Here is a 17,371-nt window from a genome sequence, read left to right on the forward strand (position 1 = left end):
GCAGAACAAGAGGGGCAAGTCACATCAATCTTTGCCATTTGAATGTTCTCCAAATAGACAGACTATACATGATTCAATAGATTGATGTCACGACCCTTTTTTCGCTCTGCTTCTCTTATTCTTCTTTCTGATTCCCCATAGGCAGAAAGAATATATTTCCTTTGGTTGGCGGAAAAGTGCCAATAGCAAGCAGTTTTTCTTTCCCTGCAATGCGGTATTTCAATCTCCAGTATTTGGAGCCATTCACCTTTACCAACAGATACAAACCGCCGCCATCCGATAGCTTAAAATCTTTATCTTGGGGTTTTACTGTTTCAACTTGCCGAGCTGTTAGTTTCATGTTTCTAGCATCCTCGCCCCCCTCACAGTAATAGGGGTATTTTTTTAGGGGGTACAAAAATATACCCCCTGATTGGGGTACATTGCAATAGATGCTAGTAGACATCAGTAGAGCTTAATTTGGGAGTTTTCTTTGATTTTACTGGGAAAAGTAGACTTGAGGAGATGCTAGTAGAAGTGTAGATGGCGGAGGAGGAGAGATTCGAACTCTCGGATGGTTTCCCATCGGCGGTTTTCAAGACCGCTGCCTTCAGCCGCTCGGCCACCCCTCCGCGATGTCGAGCACTATAAACATCGCTGTTACCAATGTAAAGCATTTATCTGTTCAATTGCCGTCAGATTACTCACATTGCTGTCTGTTGGTCTATTTATTCAGCATTTTTGGTAATCTTTCTTGGGAATAGTGGTGATTTTTGCTAAATTGCTGTCATTGCTATTAGATAGTTAAAAGGTTATGTTGATATTTCAAGGTCGTGTGATCAAAACGGATGCTCAAGGTTATTTAAAAAACAGCAGTGACTGGCAAGAAGATATGGCGCCTTTACTTGCCGAACAGGAAGCAATCAATCTGACTGAACAGCATTGGGAAGTTATACGTTTTGTGCGGGGATTTTATGAAGAATTTAATACGTCCCCTGCTATTCGTATGCTAGTTAAAGCGTTTTTACAAAAATATGGAGAGAAGAAAGGCAATAGCCGTTACCTCTATCGTTTATTTCCCAAAGGACCTGCAAAGCAAGCAACAAAGATTGCAGGTCTCCCGAAACCTGTTAAATGCATTTGATTTATGCGTCCGTCGTTAGTGGCGGATGCTAAAATCATGCATCTCTTCTATTTCACAAAACTGTGATTGAAAATGCTCAATTTTGGAACCGGGTGGACCACTCTGCTCCAACCATTGAGTTAACTTTTTGATTTGACTATCATTACCACAAGCAACAATTTTAACACTGCCATCATTCATGTTGCGGACATATCCAACCAGCTTGTTTTTCTTTGCCCAATGGTATGTTTGATAACGAAATCCAACTCCTTGAACCCGACCGTAAACATAAATGTTAATACTGTATTTAGTCATTACTGGGTTCTCCCTAAATTAAAATAGTAAAAATTTTGAAACGTTAAACCCACTTTTGGTATTGTATTTTATATACGCAGCAGCTAACCTGAAAATATGAGGTAGCGATCACACCGCTATCTTGATTTCGAGGATCATGCAAAAATTCCGGCTACCGGGTATGCGCTTGAAATTTACCTTACTGTCCTTATATATAAGAATCATTGCAAGGTTTCTTGGGAGGTGACTATGATGATCGCCAGCAAATTCGGTATTGGCCAGCAAGTACGGCACAGTCTGCTGGGTTATTTGGGTGTTGTTGTAGATATTGATGCTGAATATTCTTTAGAACAACCGCAGGAAAATGATATTGCATCTAATGCTACCTTACGTTCGGCTCCGTGGTATCACGTTGTGATGGAAGGTGATGATGGTCAGCCGGTACATACTTATCTGGCAGAAGCACAATTGACTTACGAAATATCAGATGATCATCCAGAGCAACCTTCTTTGGATGAATTAGCCGAATCCATCAGAAGCCAATTGCAAACTCCACGACTACGAAATTAAACGCTTTTAGTTTATTGTTGTCCTCAAATCATTCCAATAAGGTGGTGAATATATACCCAATGGATTTCAAAATGTAGCCAACAAATTTACAGCTTAAAAGACAAAGGGAGTAAGTACAGGGCAATCGCATCTAAAATTCATTGACAAAGATTGAGCTTCATGTAGTTATACAGCTTTTAAAGTCAATCCTTATGTCCTCTGTCAGCCCTTTGTTACAGCATTTTGCCTCACTTGAAGACTCTCGTGTTCAACGAAATCAGCTGCATAGTCTGGAAAACATCCTGACTATCGCCATCCGCGCTGTGATTTGTGGTGCTGAAGGTTGGGTTGAAATCGAAGAATTTGGCGAATCTAAACAGGACTTCTTTACCCAATTTCTTGATCTCAACAATGGTATTCCCTCTCACGATACCTTTGGTCGTGTCTTTGCTGCACTTGATACTCAGGCTTTTGCCGACGGCTTCACCGCCTGGGTATCTACGCTGGCCCAAGGAATAGAAAAAGATATCGTCGCCATTGAAGGCAAAACCCTGCGTCGTTCATCATCCCCACTTATAGCAGAATCATATTAATATAGCATAATATCTCAATTCAAATGACAGGAGATAAAGCGAGATGGGATACAATTTGGATTTTCGAAAGCGAGTACTGGCATACAAAGACAAGCATTCGTTGACGTTCGAACAAACAAGTGCCCACTTTGAAGTCGCTATCCGCACCCTGTTTCGGTGGAGCGACAACATAGAACCCTGTGTAACGCGTAATAAACCACCGACTAAAATCAGTGATGAAACGCTCCTTATCGATGTCCAAAATTATCCTGATGACTATCAATGGGAAAGGGCAAAACGTCCGGGGGTTACACAGTCAGCTATCCATTACGCCTTGAAACGGCTGAATATCACTGTCAAAAAAAACGCTAAAACATCCCGATGCTGACGGTGAGCGCCGTCAGGCATTTATCGAGCGTATCCGTCACTATGAACACGCGGGTAAACAGATTGTTTTACAGCCCAGACTTGAATCCTATCGAACCCAAATGGGCTGAAGTAAAAGCGATAAGAAGACGTGAAAGATGTTCAATTGAGGAATTGTTTATAACGCACGTAAATTATGTCTAATTATATTGATTCACCTATAGGTGCTTATTCTAGCTGGAGTAATGCCAGATACTGGGCCTTCGATCCTATCAATAGCTTGTACTATGCAGGGCTGTATCCGTACACTAAGAGTGGTGTCAAATACCTCTGTGTCAATGGACTCGTGGACGCAATTGCTTCTTCAAGGTCAGACGGTTTGCAGAGTAAAAACTCGGTTTTCAGGATACCCTTAACATGCTCTGCCAACGCATTCTGATAGCAATCGTGGCCATCCGTCATTGAACAAATCACTTCATGGTACTTATGTAGCGCCTGATAGCGTTTTGAACAATACTGTAATCCCCTGTCTGAGTGATGGTTCAGCGATTGCTCGACTAATTTTCGGTTTTTTAAGGCCTGCTTGTACGCCTTGATAACCGCGTCTGTTCTTAAATTATTATGAACATGATGCCCCACGATTTTACGCGACCAGGCATCCGTAATCAGGCTTAAATACGCTTCCTCTGTTTTCACGGGGAGATACGTAATATCAGCCACCCAGACTTGTTCTGGCCCTGTTGGAATTATCTTATTAGGACCAACTTTAAGTAAATTAGGGTGACAGTGAAAACGATGATGGCTCTGCGTCGTTTTGTGGTAAGCCCGTCTGGGTCTGACCAACAAATGATGTGGCCTGAGTAAATCGAACAGACTGTCTCTGCCTATTTTTAATGGGTTTGATTGGTTGAGCAGGTACTGAAGCTTTCTCGTGCCAATACGGGGCTGCTTCAGGCGGATTGATTGCACTTGCCTCAGCACATCCTGGGCCTGTTGTTCTTTGATGACTGCCCGCTGACATTGCTGATAATAAGCTTGTCGTGTGATACCAAAGCGGTGGGTCGTCGAACGTTCATTTGGTTAGCTGGAAAAATGTCGACGGCTGTGGAAGAACTGCGAGAGGGATTTGAATACCAGCCTTCAGTTCGTCAATCTGGCATTCCTTGTCGTGCTGTTGCACAGAAAAAATACTGAATAGGCACTAGTACTACAGCCGTAACTACTCTGTAATCATAAGGTTATCCCGGCGACGATAATGACACGGTTGTGCATGGTATTGATGTCGTCGTCGCCAAGATGACCAATGTAAAACCTGCTCGACGATCTCCCCGGCCTTTTCCAACAATTTTGACAACAGCTTACGCAGTTCCGCCACGCTGAGGGCTACCAGCCCCGTCGGCGTTTTTTTCTCCTGTATTCGCAAAACCGCCAGCACCACATGAGCCAATAGGGATAAGGTAATGTGCCGATACCAGCTATGCCATTGCCGCACTTCATAATGATCCAGAGACCGCATTGTGCGGTCTTTTTTATGTATTTATTCTTTGGGTAAGGCTTTCTCCACCCGATTTTTCAACTTTTGGCCAGGGCGAAAAGTGACAACACGGCGAGCTGTAATCGGAATATCTTCGCCTGTTTTTGGATTGCGGCCTGGACGTTGATTTTTGTCTCGCAAATCAAAGTTGCCAAATCCGGATAACTTAACCTGCTCCCCATTCTCCAAAGAGCGACGCACTTCTTCAAAGAACATCTCCACTAGATCTTTAGCGTCACGTTTGCTAATACCCAGTTTCTCAAACAGATTTTCTGACATTTCAGCTTTAGTAAGCGCCATAAGTTCAGTCCCTCAAGGATGCTTGGAATCGCTGTTCTAATGCAGCAACGCATTTGTTAACAGTCGCAACAATTTCTTCTTCTTCCAGTGTACGCATGGTATCCTGCAAGATTAAGCTAATAGCAAGGCTTTTATAACCTTCCGCGACCCCTTTACCACAATACACGTCAAATAAGTTTATGCCAACTATATGATTTACGCCAACTTTTTCACATTCAACCAGAATATCTTCTGCGGCTACATTTTCAGGCACTACTACAGCAATATCACGGCGGTTAGACGGGAAGCGAGAAACTTCCTTCATCTCAGGAATTACGCGGTCTACCAGACTAGACCATAATAACTCGAATACCACGGTATGACCGTTTAAGTCAAGTTTACGCTCCAGTTCTGGATGAACAACGCCAATATAACCAATGTAACTATTTTCCAGATAGATCCCAGCACATTGTCCAGGATGTAAAGCAGGATGTGGATGTTCTTCTGCCTTAAAGGAAATCTTAGATAGTTTACCTGTCAATTCTAAAACAGATTCTAAATCACCCTTCAAATCAAAGAAATCAACTGCTTGTTTTTCAATCGACCAATGCTCAACGAAACGGTTTCCTGCGATAACGCCTGCCAGCATTAATTCCTGACGAATACCGTGTTCTGCTTGTTCATCCGGTACAAAACGCAGCCCTGTTTCAAATAAACGGACGCGATTTTGCTGACGGTTTTGATTATATGCAACCGTAGTCAATAATCCTGTCAACAAAGATAAACGCATTGCAGACATATCCGCCGAAATTGGATTTGGCAGGATCAATGCTTCTTGTTGCGGGTGCAGATGTTGCTGAATCTTAGGATCAACAAAGCTATAGGTAATCGCTTCTTGATAGCCTTTGTCCACCAACATTGTTTTGACTCGTTTTAACGGCAAATGAGCTTCGCGATGTGCAGTCATCACGAGATCAGCACGCACCGGAACATCAGGAATGTTGTTATAACCGTAAACACGGGCGACCTCTTCAACCAGATCTTCTTCAATCTGTATATCAAAACGCCAGCTAGGTGCAACAACCTGCCAGCTATCAGTGTGTACAGTTACCTGACAACCTAAACGAGTCAATATGTCAGTTACTTGTTCATCAGCAATATGATGGCCGATCAGTCGATCCAATTTCTGACGATTCAGAGTAATCGTTGCTGGTTTCGGCAAATAAGAGTCACTAGTAGCATCAACGACTTCCCCCGCTTCACCACCACAAATATCAATCAACAGCTGAGTGGCATACTCCATCGCTTTATGTTGGAGCTGTGGATCAACACCACGTTCAAAGCGATGAGAGGCATCAGTGTGCAAACCATAGCGACGAGCGCGACCTGTAATTGCCAGTGGTGCAAAAAATGCACACTCCAGCATAATATGCTGAGTTTCAGCGTTAACTCCAGAATATTCTCCGCCAAAAATCCCTGCCATAGCAACTAATTGCTTTTCATCAGAAATGATAAGTGTTTCAGCAGAAAGTTCGGTTTCACTGCCATCCAACAGTGTAAGTTTTTCACCTTGCTCAGCAAAACGAATAATAATTGAACCATCTAAACGTTCTAAATCGAACGCATGCAATGGTTGCCCTAATTCAAGCAAGACATAGTTAGTAATATCGACAACGGGATCAATAGAACGAATACCACCACGACGCAGCTTTTCACGCATCCATAACGGTGTTACCGCTTTAACGTTCACATTCCGGATAACGCGCCCTAAATAGCGAGGGCATGCTTCAGGTGCATCGACACGAATAGGAAATGTAGCATCAATGGTTGATTTAACCGTCTCAATCTTCGGTTCTACCATAGATAATTTATTGATGACCGCTACATCACGGGCAACTCCCATGATGCTCAAGCAATCAGCACGGTTTGGAGTAATGCTGATTTCAATCGCATTATCATCCAACTTCATGTAATCGCGCAGATCCGTACCAATCGGAGCATCCACTGGCAGTTCGATAATGCCATCATTGTCATTAGCAATACCCAGTTCAGAAAACGAACACAGCATTCCTTCTGATGGCTCTCCACGCAATTTAGCGGCTTTTATTTTAAAATCACCCGGTAGTACAGCTCCAACAGTAGCGACAGCAACACGAAGCCCTTGGCGGCAATTTGGCGCACCACAAACAATATCTAACAGGCGTTCACCACCGACATTGACTTTTGTGACACGCAATTTATCTGCATTTGGATGTTGACCACATTCAACAACTTCACCAACAACAACACCGTGAAATTGACCGGCCACTTTTTCAACACCATCAACTTCCAAACCAGCCATGGTGATTTGATCCGACAATGCTTCACTACTAATGGCCGGGTTTGCCCATTCGCGTAACCAGAGTTCACTGAATTTCATGAGATGTACCCGCCTTATTTAAATTGTTTGAGGAAACGCAAATCATTTTCAAAGAATGCACGCAAATCTGTAACACCATAGCGAAGCATGGTCAGGCGTTCCATTCCCATGCCAAAGGCAAAACCAGAATAGACTTCGGGGTCAATGCCAACGTTGCTCAATACGTTAGGGTGCACCATACCGCAACCCAAAACCTCCAACCATTTACCATTTTTGCCCATCACATCAACTTCTGCGGATGGTTCTGTGAACGGGAAATAAGAAGGACGGAAACGAACTTGCATCTCTTCTTCAAAGAAATTGTTTAAAAAGTCATGCAGTGTACCTTTCAAATTGGTAAAGCTGATATTTTTATCAACGATCAGCCCTTCTATCTGATGGAACATCGGAGTATGTGTGTGGTCATAATCATTGCGGTATACACGTCCCGGCGCAATAATACGAATTGGCGGCTGACGATCTTTCATCGTACGGATCTGTACTCCAGAGGTCTGGGTACGCAACAGGCGCGTTGCATCAAACCAGAAAGTATCGTGATCAGCACGTGCAGGATGATGCGCAGGAATATTCAGAGCGTCAAAGTTATGATAGTCATCTTCAATTTCTGGGCCAGATTCAACAGAGAATCCCAACTCGCCAAAGAAAGTTTCAATGCGTTCAATCGTGCGGGTAACAGGATGCAATCCGCCATTTTCTATACGACGGCCAGGCAATGAAACATCAATTTTTTCTGCTGCCAAGCGGGCATTCAAAACATCTGATTCAAGCTTGGCCTTATGCGCATTCAATGCTTCTTGGACTTCTTGTTTTGCCTGATTAATAACAGCCCCTGCCGCTGGGCGCTCCTCGGCGGTTAAGTCACGCAGCGATGACATCTGGAGGGTTAAATGGCCTTTTTTTCCCAGGTATTCAACTCGCACCAAATCCAACGCGGCAACATCCTTGGCTTCTTCTACGGCTGCTTTTGCCTTTGCAACCAGCTCAGTAAGATGTGACATCGTTTTCCTCTTCCTTTGGCCAGATGGCCCTTTAGTTGTTATCGACTCGACTATGTCCTCAAACTATTTCCTAATGAGGCCATAAAAATAAAAAAGCCTCCACACTGGAGGCTCAAGCGCTGTTTTTCGTGTCTTTTCTTACGCGCAAAGCCCCCTGATTTCAGGCGCTAAAGTAAAAAAAGAAACGAAAAAAGGCTAATCTCATCATTTTATTCTCTCCTGCATCCTTTCTGATCTGACCAGTGTTAATTTGACGAATAGTAAGCCATATTTTGGGAAAAAGTAAAAGAGGGAGCAAGCTCCCTCTTTTAACCTGACTTATGCCAGAGCGCCATTCGCTTTTTCAACCAGAGCAGCAAATGCTACTTTGTCGAATACAGCGATGTCAGCCAGAATCTTACGGTCGATTTCAATCGAAGCCTTTTTCAGGCCGTTGATGAAACGGCTGTAAGACATACCGTTCTGACGTGCAGCAGCGTTGATACGTGCAATCCACAGTTGGCGGAATTGACGTTTACGCTGACGGCGGTCACGGTAAGCGTACTGACCAGCTTTAATTACAGCCTGGAAAGCAACACGATAAACGCGCGAACGAGCACCGTAGTAGCCTTTCGCTTGTTTTAAAATTTTCTTGTGACGTGCACGGGCAATAACACCACGTTTTACGCGAGCCATATACTTCTCCTATCGTCTCTTCTGAGTTCTAATCTAAAAAAATCGCTTATGCGTATGGCAGACAAGCAACAACCAGGCCCAGATCACCTTTGGAGACCATGCCTTTTGGACGTAAATGACGCTTACGTTTAGTTGATTTTTTAGTCAGGATGTGACGAAGGTTAGCGTGCTTACGCTTGAAACCGCCGCTTGCGGTTTTTTTGAAGCGTTTAGCTGCGCCGCGTACTGTTTTAATCTTTGGCATTTTAATTTCCACTTCGCATTGTTAATTACAACGAATTAGTAAGGCGAATAGGCTCCACCCAGATTTCTGGGCTGGAACCTACTACTTGTTTGCCTGACTATTTCTTCTTAGGAGCGAGCACCATGATCATTTGGCGGCCTTCAACCTTCGTAGGGAAGGATTCGACAACAGCCAGTTCACTCAGATCATCACGAACACGGTTAAGCATTTCGATACCAATCTGTTGATGCGCCATTTCACGCCCACGGAAACGCAGGGTGATTTTAGCTTTATCGCCATCTTCCAGAAAACGAATCAGGTTGCGTAGTTTGACCTGATAGTCGCCTTCATCTGTACCAGGACGGAATTTAATTTCCTTAACCTGAATAACCTTTTGTTTCTTTTTCTGCTCTTTGATTGATTTACTCTTCTCATAGAGGAACTTGCCGTAATCCATAATACGACAAACCGGCGGTTCGGCATTTGGGCTGATTTCAACTAAATCAACACCAGCTTCCTCAGCTTTCTCAAGAGCTTCTCTCAGACTGACAATTCCAATCTGTTCGCCATCTAATCCAGTTAAACGAACTTCAGAGGCGCGAATCTCTTCATTAATGCGATTTGGGCGCGCCGGTTGAATTCTTTTTCCGCCTTTAATACCTTATTCCTCCAATTGATGAAGATTGCGACTGCGTATTTCTGTCAGCAATTTTTCTGTAAACTCACTGATGTCAATGCTGCCCAAATCCTTGCCACGGCGAGTACGGACAGATACTTTTCCTGACTCGACTTCTTTATCACCACAAACAAGCATGTAAGGCACACGACGCAGAGTGTGTTCGCGAATTTTAAAACCAATCTTCTCATTTCTCAAGTCTGCTTTTGCACGAATGCCCGCATCTTGAAGTTTTTTTACCAATTCCTGTACATAATTTGCCTGACCATCAGTAATATTCATGACGAAAACTTGCTGAGGAGCCAACCATGTTGGGAAAAATCCAGCATACTCTTCTGTCAGGATACCAATGAAGCGTTCCAGAGAACCCAGAACCGCACGGTGAATCATTACAGGAACCTTACGTTCGTTATTTTCACCCACATATGACGCATTCAGACGCGCTGGCAGTGAAAAATCAAGCTGCACAGTACCACATTGCCACGCACGATCCAAACAATCATGTAGAGTAAATTCAATTTTAGGGCCATAAAATGCCCCCTCACCCGGTTGGTATTCAAATTCAATACCATTTTGGGTCAATGCCTTAGCAAGATCAGCTTCTGCTTCATCCCACTGTTTTTCCGTACCAATACGTTTCTCAGGACGAGTTGATAATTTAACAATAATCTTCTCAAAACCAAATGTACTGTATACGTCATAAATCATTTTGATACAGCTGCTGACTTCTTGCAGAATCTGATCTTCGGTACAGAAAATATGTGCATCATCTTGAGTAAAGCCACGAACACGCATCAAGCCATGTAAAGCGCCTGATGGCTCGTTACGGTGACAGCTACCGAATTCAGCCATACGCAAAGGTAAATCACGATAGGATTTCAAACCCTGATTAAAAATTTGGACATGACCCGGACAGTTCATCGGTTTTACGCAATATTCACGGTTTTCCGAAGAAGTTGTGAACATATTCTCTTTATAGTTTTCCCAATGCCCTGTTTTTTCCCACATAATGCGATCCATCATAAATGGGCCTTTCACTTCCTGATATTGGTACTCTTTCAGTTTCGTGCGAACAAAAGTTTCCAGTTCACGGAAAATTGTCCAGCCATCATTATGCCAGAAAGCCATACCTGGCGCTTCTTCCTGCATATGATACAGGTCAAGCTGCTTACCAATTTTACGGTGATCGCGTTTAGCCGCTTCTTCCAAACGCTGTAAGTAAGCGCCAATCTGTTTTTTATCCGCCCATGCAGTACCATAAATACGCTGCAACATTTTGTTGTCACTATTGCCGCGCCAGTATGCTCCTGCCACTTTCTGTAATTTAAAATGATGGCAGAAACGCATATTAGGTACGTGGGGACCACGGCACATATCAACGTATTCTTCATGATGATATAGTCCCGGATGATCATCATGGCTGATATTTTCATCCAGAATTTGCATCTTATATTCTTCACCACGAGCCGCAAATGCATCGCGCGCTTCTTGCCAAGTGACTTTTTTCTTGATGACATCATAATCTTTTTGGGCAAGTTCCAGCATGCGTTTTTCAAGCAGCTCAATATCTTCCTGCGTTAAAGAGCGGTCCAAATCGACATCGTAATAAAACCCATTGTCAATCACAGGACCAATAGCCATTTTCGTATCAGGCCACAATTGCTTAATTGCATGCCCCAATAAGTGAGCACATGAGTGACGGATGATTTCCAGGCCTTCTTCATTTTTGCTGGTGATAATAGCAAGATTGGCATCTGTTTCGATTAATTCACAGGCATCAACCAATTCACCATTAACACGGCCAGCAATACACGCTTTTGCCAAGCCAGCACCGATATCACGAGCTACATCCATTACGGAAACAGCATGCTCAAATTGACGTTGACTACCGTCAGGAAGAGTAATTACAGGCATTTAAAATCCTTATCTACAGTGGTGACCCACACGAAAGATCACTTGCATTAAATAAAATTTATTTTTTAAACAATACGTTAGAAACAAGTTCTTGCTTCACTCCGCAAGATGTGTACACAGTTAAGATACAATTTTTAAAAGTACCCGGTACATTTGCTCCAACTCGTTCGGCATACTATCACACCGAGTAAATGTTAAAACAGTTCATCTTGACATTAAATCAGGCTGATCAATTGGTTGGTAATGATGAGACGGTTATTCGTGAGTATCCGACGATTGACGCGAAAAATGTTATCCTTTTTTTCGGCGCAATCCGGGAAACCTATCCGCTTTCTCAAAAGGTTCATATTATTCTGGATAGGGCCGGTTATCATCGCGCCGAAATAGGGCAGTTTTTTGCCGAGGTACTGAATATTCAGTGACATTACCTGCCGCCCTATAGCCCTAACCTCAACCCGATTGAACAATGATGGAAGTACGCGAATGAGCAGGTACACAACAATGTCTATTTTCCGGATGCAAAAACGTTCCGCGAAACACTTCATCATTTTTTACATCTCGCATTGCCAAAAAAAGCACAAGAACTGGCTACCCGGCTGACTAATAATTTTCAGACCTTAAAACCTGCATCTTCAAGTTAATTGCGTATAAAGGTTATATAATTTTACTGATAAACCAAAAATATTTTTTTACTGCTTATCAAAATAAATTAATGAATTTACTTTTTATAGCTCTGGATAAGGTGTTGTTTTTTTGTTCATATGAGATTCATTACTGTCATGTGAACCAGCATAAAATGAAGGGGTGACTATCAGATCCATCATCAATTTCATTCGATACCACCTTGACTTTACATAAACGATACTGATAATCATTATCAGTAATTTATGTATAACAGTTATGTATAACAGTAAGGTTTACCATAATGAACACTAAACGTTCTCTTCCTGCTTTCCCACTCTTTCGTTTTGCCATTGCGCTACTAACAATAGTTTTACTCAGTCAGCAAGCTCATGCAGATAAAAAGTTCAGGGTTGTTACGACATTTACCATTATTCAAGATATGGCCCAGAATATCGCTGGAGATGCAGCGATCGTTGAATCTATCACAAAAGTCGGTGCAGAAATTCACGATTACCAACCTACACCAAAAGATATTATCAAAGCACAACGCGCCGATCTGATTCTTTGGAATGGTTTAAACCTTGAACGTTGGTTTGAGCGTTTTTTTGAGAACATGAAAGATATACCTGCGGCAATCATTACTGAAGGTATTATTCCTTTGCCAATTAGAGAAGGTCCCTATACTAAAAACCCAAACCCCCATGCTTGGATGTCTCCTAAAAATGCACTGATTTATATCGAAAATATTCGAAAAGCTCTCGTCAAACACGATCCAGAGAATGCCGAAATTTATAACCGTAATGCTAAAGTGTATGCAGAAAAAATAGCTCAATTAGATACACCACTTAGAGAACGGCTTTCCCGTATTCCAGCAGAACAACGTTGGCTGGTGACCAGTGAAGGCGCTTTCAGCTATCTCACACAAGATTACGGCTTCAAAGAAGTCTATTTATGGCCAATCAATGCAGAAGAACAAGGCTCACCTCAACAGGTGCGGCGTGTCATAGATACAGTGAGAGATTATAAAATTCCTGTAGTCTTCAGTGAAAGTACTGTTTCAGATAAGCCAGCGAAACAAGTGAGCAAAGAAACGGCAGCCCACTACGGCGGAGTACTCTATGTAGACTCTCTTTCTGCTTTAAAAGGGCCTGTGCCGACTTATATTGATATGCTTAATACTACCGTAGACACCATAGCAAAAGGATTTAATCAATGAATCGCTCATCATTAAACCATCAGACATTGTTTGAGCAGCCTCATTTGGTCGTTGATAATGCTACCGTTACTTACAACAATGGGCATACTGCCATTTATGATGCCAGTTTTGATATCACTGGCGGCACAATTTGTGCTCTGGTCGGCATGAACGGTAGCGGAAAATCTACATTATTTAAAACAATTATGGGATTAGTTACACCTTCACAAGGAAAAGTGACTCTCAATACGCAACCTGTCAAAACGGCACTAAAGCAAAATATCATTGCATATGTTCCACAGACTGAAGATGTAGATTGGAATTTTCCAGTTTTAGTTTCTGATGTTGTCATGATGGGGCGTTATGGAAAAATGGGATTTTTACGCCGCCCCAGCAAACGTGATCATCAAATCGTGAATGAAGCTCTTGAACGTGTTGGATTGACAGAGCTGCGCGATCGCCAAATCGGTGAACTTTCCGGTGGACAAAAAAAACGAGCATTTTTAGCCCGGGCACTTGCTCAAGAAGGAAAAGTACTGTTGCTGGATGAACCTTTTACCGGCGTAGACGTAAAAACCGAAAATGCTATTATCACCTTACTTCGAGAATTACGGGATGAAGGACATTTAGTTTTGGTATCAACTCATAACCTCGGAACTGTTCCCGAATTTTGCGATCATGTTATTCTGATCAACCGCACAGTACTGGCCAGTGGCCGGACTGAAACCACTTTTACCCAAAAAAATCTGGAAATCACCTTCGGTGGTGTCTTGCGTCACATTAATCTTTCCGGTCCTGAACTGCACGATGATGATGACCCACGCTCACTGACAGTTATTACTGATGACGAACGTGCCGCTGTCTTTTATGGTCATAACCATCATATTCCCCCACGACAAAGTCAAAAACAAAAGGGAAACCAACCATGATGGAATTACTGTTACAGCCGTTTAATTACAATTACATGGTAAAGGCCATGTGGGTAAGTTCAATCGTCGGGGCCGTCTGTGCTTTCTTATCTGCTTATCTGATGCTGAAAGGCTGGTCACTGATGGGAGATGCTCTCTCCCATTCTGTTGTACCCGGCGTCGCAGGTGCATATGCCCTGGGTCTGCCTTATGCTGGAGGTGCTTTTTTTACCGGGATGCTCGCAGCCCTATCAATGACCTTGGTTCGCCATATCACTCGATTACGCGAAGATGCTGTGATCGGATTTATATTTTCAACCTTTTTTGCGGTTGGTTTATTAATAGTTTCCTTGAATCCCACATCTGTGAATGTACAAACTATTATTCTAGGCAATATATTGGGAATTGCTGATGAGGATGTTTTACAGGTTGAAATTATTATCGCCGTTTCCTTTGCCATCTTGATGCTGATCTGGAAAGACTTATTGGTTGTTTTCTTTGATGAAACCCATGCACGGTCTATCGGGCTGTCACCATTACGGTTAAAAATCATTTTTTTCACATTATTAAGTGCCTGCACCGTTGCTGCATTACAGACAGTAGGAGCAATTTTGGTGATAGCAATGGTTGTCACTCCTGGGGCAACAGCTTACTTATTGACAGATAGATTCAAACATCTCCTAATCATTGCTGTCGCTATTGGTTCATTTACCAGTGGTTTTGGCGCATATCTGAGTTATTTTCTGAATGGAGCAACTGGCGGAGTAATTGTTACAATGCAAACCGTCATTTTCTTGCTGGTGTTTTTCTTTGCTCCCAAACACGGCATGTTAGCTTCCCGCAAACGAGCCAGAAAGGAATCTCTGGCCTTGACTCAAAAAGGACACTCATGAATACGTTTATTGAATTAATCACTGAACCTTTCATGCATGATTTCATGCAGCGTGCCATCTTTGCAGCTATCATAGTAGGTGCAGTCTGTGCTGTGCTCTCCTGCTATCTAGTCTTAAAGGGCTGGTCGTTAATGGGCGATGCCATTTCACATGCTGTTCTACCGGGTATAGTACTAGCCTTTGTTGCAGGTATACCACTTGCAATAGGTGCCTTTCTTTCCGGTATATTTTGTGCTTTTGCCACTGGATATTTGAAAGAACACAGCAGAATCAAAGAAGATACTGTCATGGGTATCGTTTTTTCTGGCATGTTTGCCTTCGGTTTAGTGTTGTTTACCCGGATAGATACAGACCAGCACCTGACACACATCTTATTCGGCAGCATACTTGGTATTACTAAGAATGAATTGATCCAAACACTATGCATCGCCGGAGTGACACTGACCATTGTCTTACTGAAGCGAAAAGATTTTATGCTCTATTGCTTTGACCCTAATCAGGCCAGAGTAGTCGGCTTGCCAGTGAGGCTACTTCATTATGGCTTATTGTCTCTATTGGCCCTGACAATTGTTGCGTCACTGCAAGCGGTCGGTATCATTCTGGTTATTGCCATGCTGATCTCACCCGGCATTATCGCTTTCATTCTCTGCCGGAGTTTTGATCGTATGCTTGTGGTTGCAATGATTGCATCAGTATCATCCAGCATACTCGGCACAATCGTCAGTTTCCATATTGATGGTGAAACGGGGCCATGTATTGTAATTATTCAAGCTATTATTTTCATAGCTGCACTTATTTATAACCAAATAAAATTGGCCTGCAAAAAAGTGAACAAGAGTTCGTCCGAAAAAACTTCATCCCAACCACTGCCAATTCCAGAAAAATCACACTGACCAAGAGAGAGTGCCATATTCAATTTTGGATATGGCATTATTAATTGCCATTAAAGTCCTTTTTAACCTGTTCAAATGCTGCATCTATCTGTAATATGAATGTAGCAATTGTCAACTTAATGAGGTAAATCATGTGGCAAACCGTGAACCGTCTATTAAGTGAGCATTTTGGTGACGCTGAGATTCACGATAAAACGGAATTATCAGGAGGTGATATACATCGTTCTTGGTGTATTGAATATGGTGAACAACATATTTTTGTCAAATCCAACGTGAAAGAAATGCTGCTGGTTTTTAAAGCAGAAGCAGAACAGTTAGAATTATTGGCTCGCAGCAAAACAACCCGTGTACCCAAAGTGTACGGTGTAGGACACGATCGTGACTATAGTTTCCTTTTGCTGGAATATTTGCCTATAAAGTCATTTAATGCCCATAGTGCATACTGTTTCGGTCAACATCTTGCCAAACTGCATCAATGGAGTGAGCAACCTAAGTTTGGTTTTGATTTTGATAACATGCTTGCCACCACCATACAGCCTAATGGGTGGCAGAAACGCTGGAATCAATTTTACGCAGAAAAACGTATTGGCTGGCAATTACAACTTGCAGCTGATAATGGCATGGTATTTGGAGATATCAACCAGATTGTTGAGATAGTCAGTAACAAACTACACTCTCATCACCCGCAACCTTCTCTCCTTCATGGCGATTTATGGCCCACAAACTGTGCATCATTGAACAACGAGTGTGCTGTTACCTTTGATCCCGCCTGTTATTGGGGTGATCGTGAATGTGATTTAGCGATGCTGCCTCTCTATCCAGATCTTCCTTTACAAATTTTTGATGGTTACCAGAGTATTTGGCCATTGCCTCATGACTTTATTGATCGCCAACCTATTTACCAACTCTATTATTTGCTGAACCGATGTAACCTTTTTGGCGGTGATAACTTTATCGTAGTGCAAAATATTATTGATAAGATCTTACCTGAATAATCATGAAAAATACTCATCAACATGATATATGAACACAAAACGATTATTGTTAACTCTGAATCAATTCTCCTTAACAATAAGGGTTAACATGTGGTTTTTAAATCACATTCAATGTCATTTCTCAATATTTATGATTTACATACACCAATTTCATCAATATATTTTAACAAATCAAATAACATTATATGTTAAAAGCTGCATAGAACATTCTGGCACAGTTATTATTTTGTTACATTACCAACCCAATAGATACAAAAAAGCC

18 protein-coding genes, 1 tRNA gene, 4 pseudogenes and 1 other annotated feature are annotated in these 17,371 nt (G+C 42.4%); of the genes and pseudogenes, 11 read left to right on the plus strand and 12 right to left on the minus strand.

Annotated features, from left to right (window positions below; genetic code table 11):
- Positions 1 to 169: 169 nt before the first annotated feature.
- Positions 170 to 340: pseudogene (locus BM329_RS07185) on the minus strand (Arm DNA-binding domain-containing protein); the annotation flags it as partial.
- A 183-nt stretch (positions 341 to 523) separates the two neighbouring features.
- Positions 524 to 611: transfer RNA gene (locus BM329_RS07190), tRNA-Ser, on the minus strand.
- Positions 612 to 793: 182 nt separating this feature from the next.
- Between BM329_RS07190 and tusE the strand changes: the two genes are divergently transcribed.
- The gene (gene tusE / locus BM329_RS07195) at positions 794 to 1,123 is read left to right on the plus strand and encodes a sulfurtransferase TusE (RefSeq protein WP_092550947.1); all 330 of its coding nucleotides are present in this window, start codon (positions 794 to 796) and stop codon (positions 1,121 to 1,123) included.
- Positions 1,124 to 1,138: 15 nt separating this feature from the next.
- Here tusE and yccX read toward each other — a convergent pair whose 3' ends face one another.
- On the minus strand, positions 1,139 to 1,417 hold the full coding sequence (yccX, locus tag BM329_RS07200) for an acylphosphatase (RefSeq protein WP_092550950.1): 279 nt from the start codon (positions 1,415 to 1,417) through the stop codon (positions 1,139 to 1,141).
- Positions 1,418 to 1,645: 228 nt separating this feature from the next.
- Here yccX and hspQ point away from each other — a divergent pair, with 228 nt between their 5' ends.
- The 3 genes from hspQ (at position 1,646) to BM329_RS07215 (ending at position 2,905) form a co-directional block, all read left to right on the plus strand.
- Positions 1,646 to 1,966: a heat shock protein HspQ gene (hspQ, locus tag BM329_RS07205; protein ID WP_177216211.1), complete on the plus strand. Its 321-nt coding sequence runs from the start codon at positions 1,646 to 1,648 to the stop codon at positions 1,964 to 1,966.
- A 191-nt stretch (positions 1,967 to 2,157) separates the two neighbouring features.
- A complete protein-coding gene (locus BM329_RS07210) occupies positions 2,158 to 2,538 on the plus strand; it encodes an ISAs1 family transposase (protein ID WP_245759029.1) in 381 nt (126 codons plus the stop codon).
- Positions 2,539 to 2,581: 43 nt separating this feature from the next.
- Positions 2,582 to 2,905 carry an IS630 transposase-related protein gene (locus tag BM329_RS07215; protein ID WP_092550956.1) on the plus strand — a complete coding sequence of 108 codons (324 nt, stop codon included), beginning with the start codon at positions 2,582 to 2,584 and terminating at the stop codon, positions 2,903 to 2,905.
- A 335-nt stretch (positions 2,906 to 3,240) separates the two neighbouring features.
- On the opposite strand, the pseudogene BM329_RS07220 reads toward BM329_RS07215, so the two are convergent.
- Positions 3,241 to 3,933, minus strand: a pseudogene (locus tag BM329_RS07220) (IS3 family transposase); the annotation flags it as partial.
- Between BM329_RS07220 and BM329_RS07225 the strand changes: the two are divergent.
- A pseudogene (locus tag BM329_RS07225) lies at positions 3,923 to 4,081 on the plus strand (transposase); the annotation flags it as partial. The pseudogenes BM329_RS07220 and BM329_RS07225 overlap by 11 nt on opposite strands.
- A gap of 21 nt (positions 4,082 to 4,102) precedes the next feature.
- On the opposite strand, the pseudogene BM329_RS14810 reads toward BM329_RS07225, so the two are convergent.
- The 8 genes and pseudogenes from BM329_RS14810 to thrS all read right to left on the minus strand — a co-directional run.
- Positions 4,103 to 4,390 (minus strand): annotated as a pseudogene (locus tag BM329_RS14810) (IS701 family transposase); the annotation flags it as partial.
- Positions 4,391 to 4,420: 30 nt separating this feature from the next.
- Positions 4,421 to 4,717 carry an integration host factor subunit alpha gene (ihfA, locus tag BM329_RS07235; RefSeq protein WP_038233943.1) on the minus strand — a complete coding sequence of 99 codons (297 nt, stop codon included), beginning with the start codon at positions 4,715 to 4,717 and terminating at the stop codon, positions 4,421 to 4,423.
- A gap of 4 nt (positions 4,718 to 4,721) precedes the next feature.
- Positions 4,722 to 7,115, minus strand: a complete 2,394-nt coding sequence (pheT, locus tag BM329_RS07240; RefSeq protein WP_092550966.1) for a phenylalanine--tRNA ligase subunit beta — start codon at positions 7,113 to 7,115, stop codon at positions 4,722 to 4,724.
- A gap of 14 nt (positions 7,116 to 7,129) precedes the next feature.
- Complete coding sequence (gene pheS, locus BM329_RS07245; RefSeq protein WP_092550969.1) at positions 7,130 to 8,113, minus strand: phenylalanine--tRNA ligase subunit alpha; 984 nt, start codon at positions 8,111 to 8,113, stop codon at positions 7,130 to 7,132.
- Between the two features lie 86 nt (positions 8,114 to 8,199).
- Positions 8,200 to 8,322: a sequence feature (Phe leader region), on the minus strand.
- Between the two features lie 109 nt (positions 8,323 to 8,431).
- A complete protein-coding gene (rplT, locus tag BM329_RS07250) occupies positions 8,432 to 8,788 on the minus strand; it encodes a 50S ribosomal protein L20 (protein WP_092550972.1) in 357 nt (118 codons plus the stop codon).
- Positions 8,789 to 8,834: 46 nt separating this feature from the next.
- Complete coding sequence (rpmI, locus tag BM329_RS07255) at positions 8,835 to 9,032, minus strand: 50S ribosomal protein L35 (protein ID WP_006118955.1); 198 nt, start codon at positions 9,030 to 9,032, stop codon at positions 8,835 to 8,837.
- Between the two features lie 97 nt (positions 9,033 to 9,129).
- Positions 9,130 to 9,669 (minus strand): translation initiation factor IF-3, encoded by a 540-nt coding sequence (gene infC / locus BM329_RS07260; RefSeq protein WP_092550975.1) that lies wholly within the window; start codon positions 9,667 to 9,669, stop codon positions 9,130 to 9,132.
- Positions 9,670 to 9,672: 3 nt separating this feature from the next.
- Positions 9,673 to 11,601, minus strand: coding sequence for a threonine--tRNA ligase (gene thrS, locus BM329_RS07265; protein WP_092550978.1), 1,929 nt, complete (start codon positions 11,599 to 11,601; stop codon positions 9,673 to 9,675).
- Between the two features lie 191 nt (positions 11,602 to 11,792).
- On the opposite strand from thrS, the gene BM329_RS15010 reads away from it, so the two are divergent.
- The 6 genes from BM329_RS15010 to BM329_RS07295 all read left to right on the plus strand — a co-directional run bounded on the left by BM329_RS15010 (position 11,793) and on the right by BM329_RS07295 (position 17,109).
- Positions 11,793 to 12,023, plus strand: a complete 231-nt coding sequence (locus BM329_RS15010) for a transposase (RefSeq protein ID WP_245759030.1) — start codon at positions 11,793 to 11,795, stop codon at positions 12,021 to 12,023.
- 503 nt (positions 12,024 to 12,526) lie between these two features.
- Positions 12,527 to 13,441, plus strand: coding sequence for a metal ABC transporter substrate-binding protein (locus tag BM329_RS07275; RefSeq protein ID WP_092550981.1), 915 nt, complete (start codon positions 12,527 to 12,529; stop codon positions 13,439 to 13,441).
- Entirely contained in the window at positions 13,438 to 14,349 is a 912-nt protein-coding gene (locus BM329_RS07280; protein ID WP_092550984.1) for a manganese/iron ABC transporter ATP-binding protein, read from the plus strand. Before BM329_RS07275 ends, BM329_RS07280 begins: the two co-directional genes overlap by 4 nt.
- Positions 14,346 to 15,221 carry a metal ABC transporter permease gene (locus BM329_RS07285; protein ID WP_092550987.1) on the plus strand — a complete coding sequence of 292 codons (876 nt, stop codon included), beginning with the start codon at positions 14,346 to 14,348 and terminating at the stop codon, positions 15,219 to 15,221. The genes BM329_RS07280 and BM329_RS07285 overlap by 4 nt, the downstream gene beginning before the upstream one ends.
- Positions 15,218 to 16,114 carry a metal ABC transporter permease gene (locus BM329_RS07290; protein WP_092550990.1) on the plus strand — a complete coding sequence of 299 codons (897 nt, stop codon included), beginning with the start codon at positions 15,218 to 15,220 and terminating at the stop codon, positions 16,112 to 16,114. Before BM329_RS07285 ends, BM329_RS07290 begins: the two co-directional genes overlap by 4 nt.
- Before the next feature lie 131 nt (positions 16,115 to 16,245).
- Positions 16,246 to 17,109 carry a fructosamine kinase family protein gene (locus BM329_RS07295; RefSeq protein ID WP_092550993.1) on the plus strand — a complete coding sequence of 288 codons (864 nt, stop codon included), beginning with the start codon at positions 16,246 to 16,248 and terminating at the stop codon, positions 17,107 to 17,109.
- Positions 17,110 to 17,371: the final 262 nt, after the last annotated feature.

It is taken from the genome of Xenorhabdus koppenhoeferi (assembly GCF_900116635.1).
GTDB lineage: Bacteria > Pseudomonadota > Gammaproteobacteria > Enterobacterales > Enterobacteriaceae > Xenorhabdus > Xenorhabdus koppenhoeferi.

Excerpts from the sequence above, each read along its gene's own strand:
- tusE (WP_092550947.1), top strand. The coding sequence starts at position 794 with ATGTTGATATTTCAAGGTCGTGTGATCAAAACGGATGCTCAAGGTTAT.
- yccX (WP_092550950.1), bottom strand. The coding sequence starts at position 1,417 with ATGACTAAATACAGTATTAACATTTATGTTTACGGTCGGGTTCAAGGA.
- hspQ (WP_177216211.1), top strand. The coding sequence starts at position 1,646 with ATGATGATCGCCAGCAAATTCGGTATTGGCCAGCAAGTACGGCACAGT.
- BM329_RS07210 (WP_245759029.1), top strand. The coding sequence starts at position 2,158 with ATGTCCTCTGTCAGCCCTTTGTTACAGCATTTTGCCTCACTTGAAGAC.
- BM329_RS07215 (WP_092550956.1), top strand. The coding sequence starts at position 2,582 with ATGGGATACAATTTGGATTTTCGAAAGCGAGTACTGGCATACAAAGAC.
- ihfA (WP_038233943.1), bottom strand. The coding sequence starts at position 4,717 with ATGGCGCTTACTAAAGCTGAAATGTCAGAAAATCTGTTTGAGAAACTG.
- pheT (WP_092550966.1), bottom strand. The coding sequence starts at position 7,115 with ATGAAATTCAGTGAACTCTGGTTACGCGAATGGGCAAACCCGGCCATT.
- pheS (WP_092550969.1), bottom strand. The coding sequence starts at position 8,113 with ATGTCACATCTTACTGAGCTGGTTGCAAAGGCAAAAGCAGCCGTAGAA.
- rplT (WP_092550972.1), bottom strand. The coding sequence starts at position 8,788 with ATGGCTCGCGTAAAACGTGGTGTTATTGCCCGTGCACGTCACAAGAAA.
- rpmI (WP_006118955.1), bottom strand. The coding sequence starts at position 9,032 with ATGCCAAAGATTAAAACAGTACGCGGCGCAGCTAAACGCTTCAAAAAA.
- thrS (WP_092550978.1), bottom strand. The coding sequence starts at position 11,601 with ATGCCTGTAATTACTCTTCCTGACGGTAGTCAACGTCAATTTGAGCAT.
- BM329_RS15010 (WP_245759030.1), top strand. The coding sequence starts at position 11,793 with ATGTTAAAACAGTTCATCTTGACATTAAATCAGGCTGATCAATTGGTT.
- BM329_RS07275 (WP_092550981.1), top strand. The coding sequence starts at position 12,527 with ATGAACACTAAACGTTCTCTTCCTGCTTTCCCACTCTTTCGTTTTGCC.
- BM329_RS07280 (WP_092550984.1), top strand. The coding sequence starts at position 13,438 with ATGAATCGCTCATCATTAAACCATCAGACATTGTTTGAGCAGCCTCAT.
- BM329_RS07285 (WP_092550987.1), top strand. The coding sequence starts at position 14,346 with ATGATGGAATTACTGTTACAGCCGTTTAATTACAATTACATGGTAAAG.
- BM329_RS07290 (WP_092550990.1), top strand. The coding sequence starts at position 15,218 with ATGAATACGTTTATTGAATTAATCACTGAACCTTTCATGCATGATTTC.
- BM329_RS07295 (WP_092550993.1), top strand. The coding sequence starts at position 16,246 with ATGTGGCAAACCGTGAACCGTCTATTAAGTGAGCATTTTGGTGACGCT.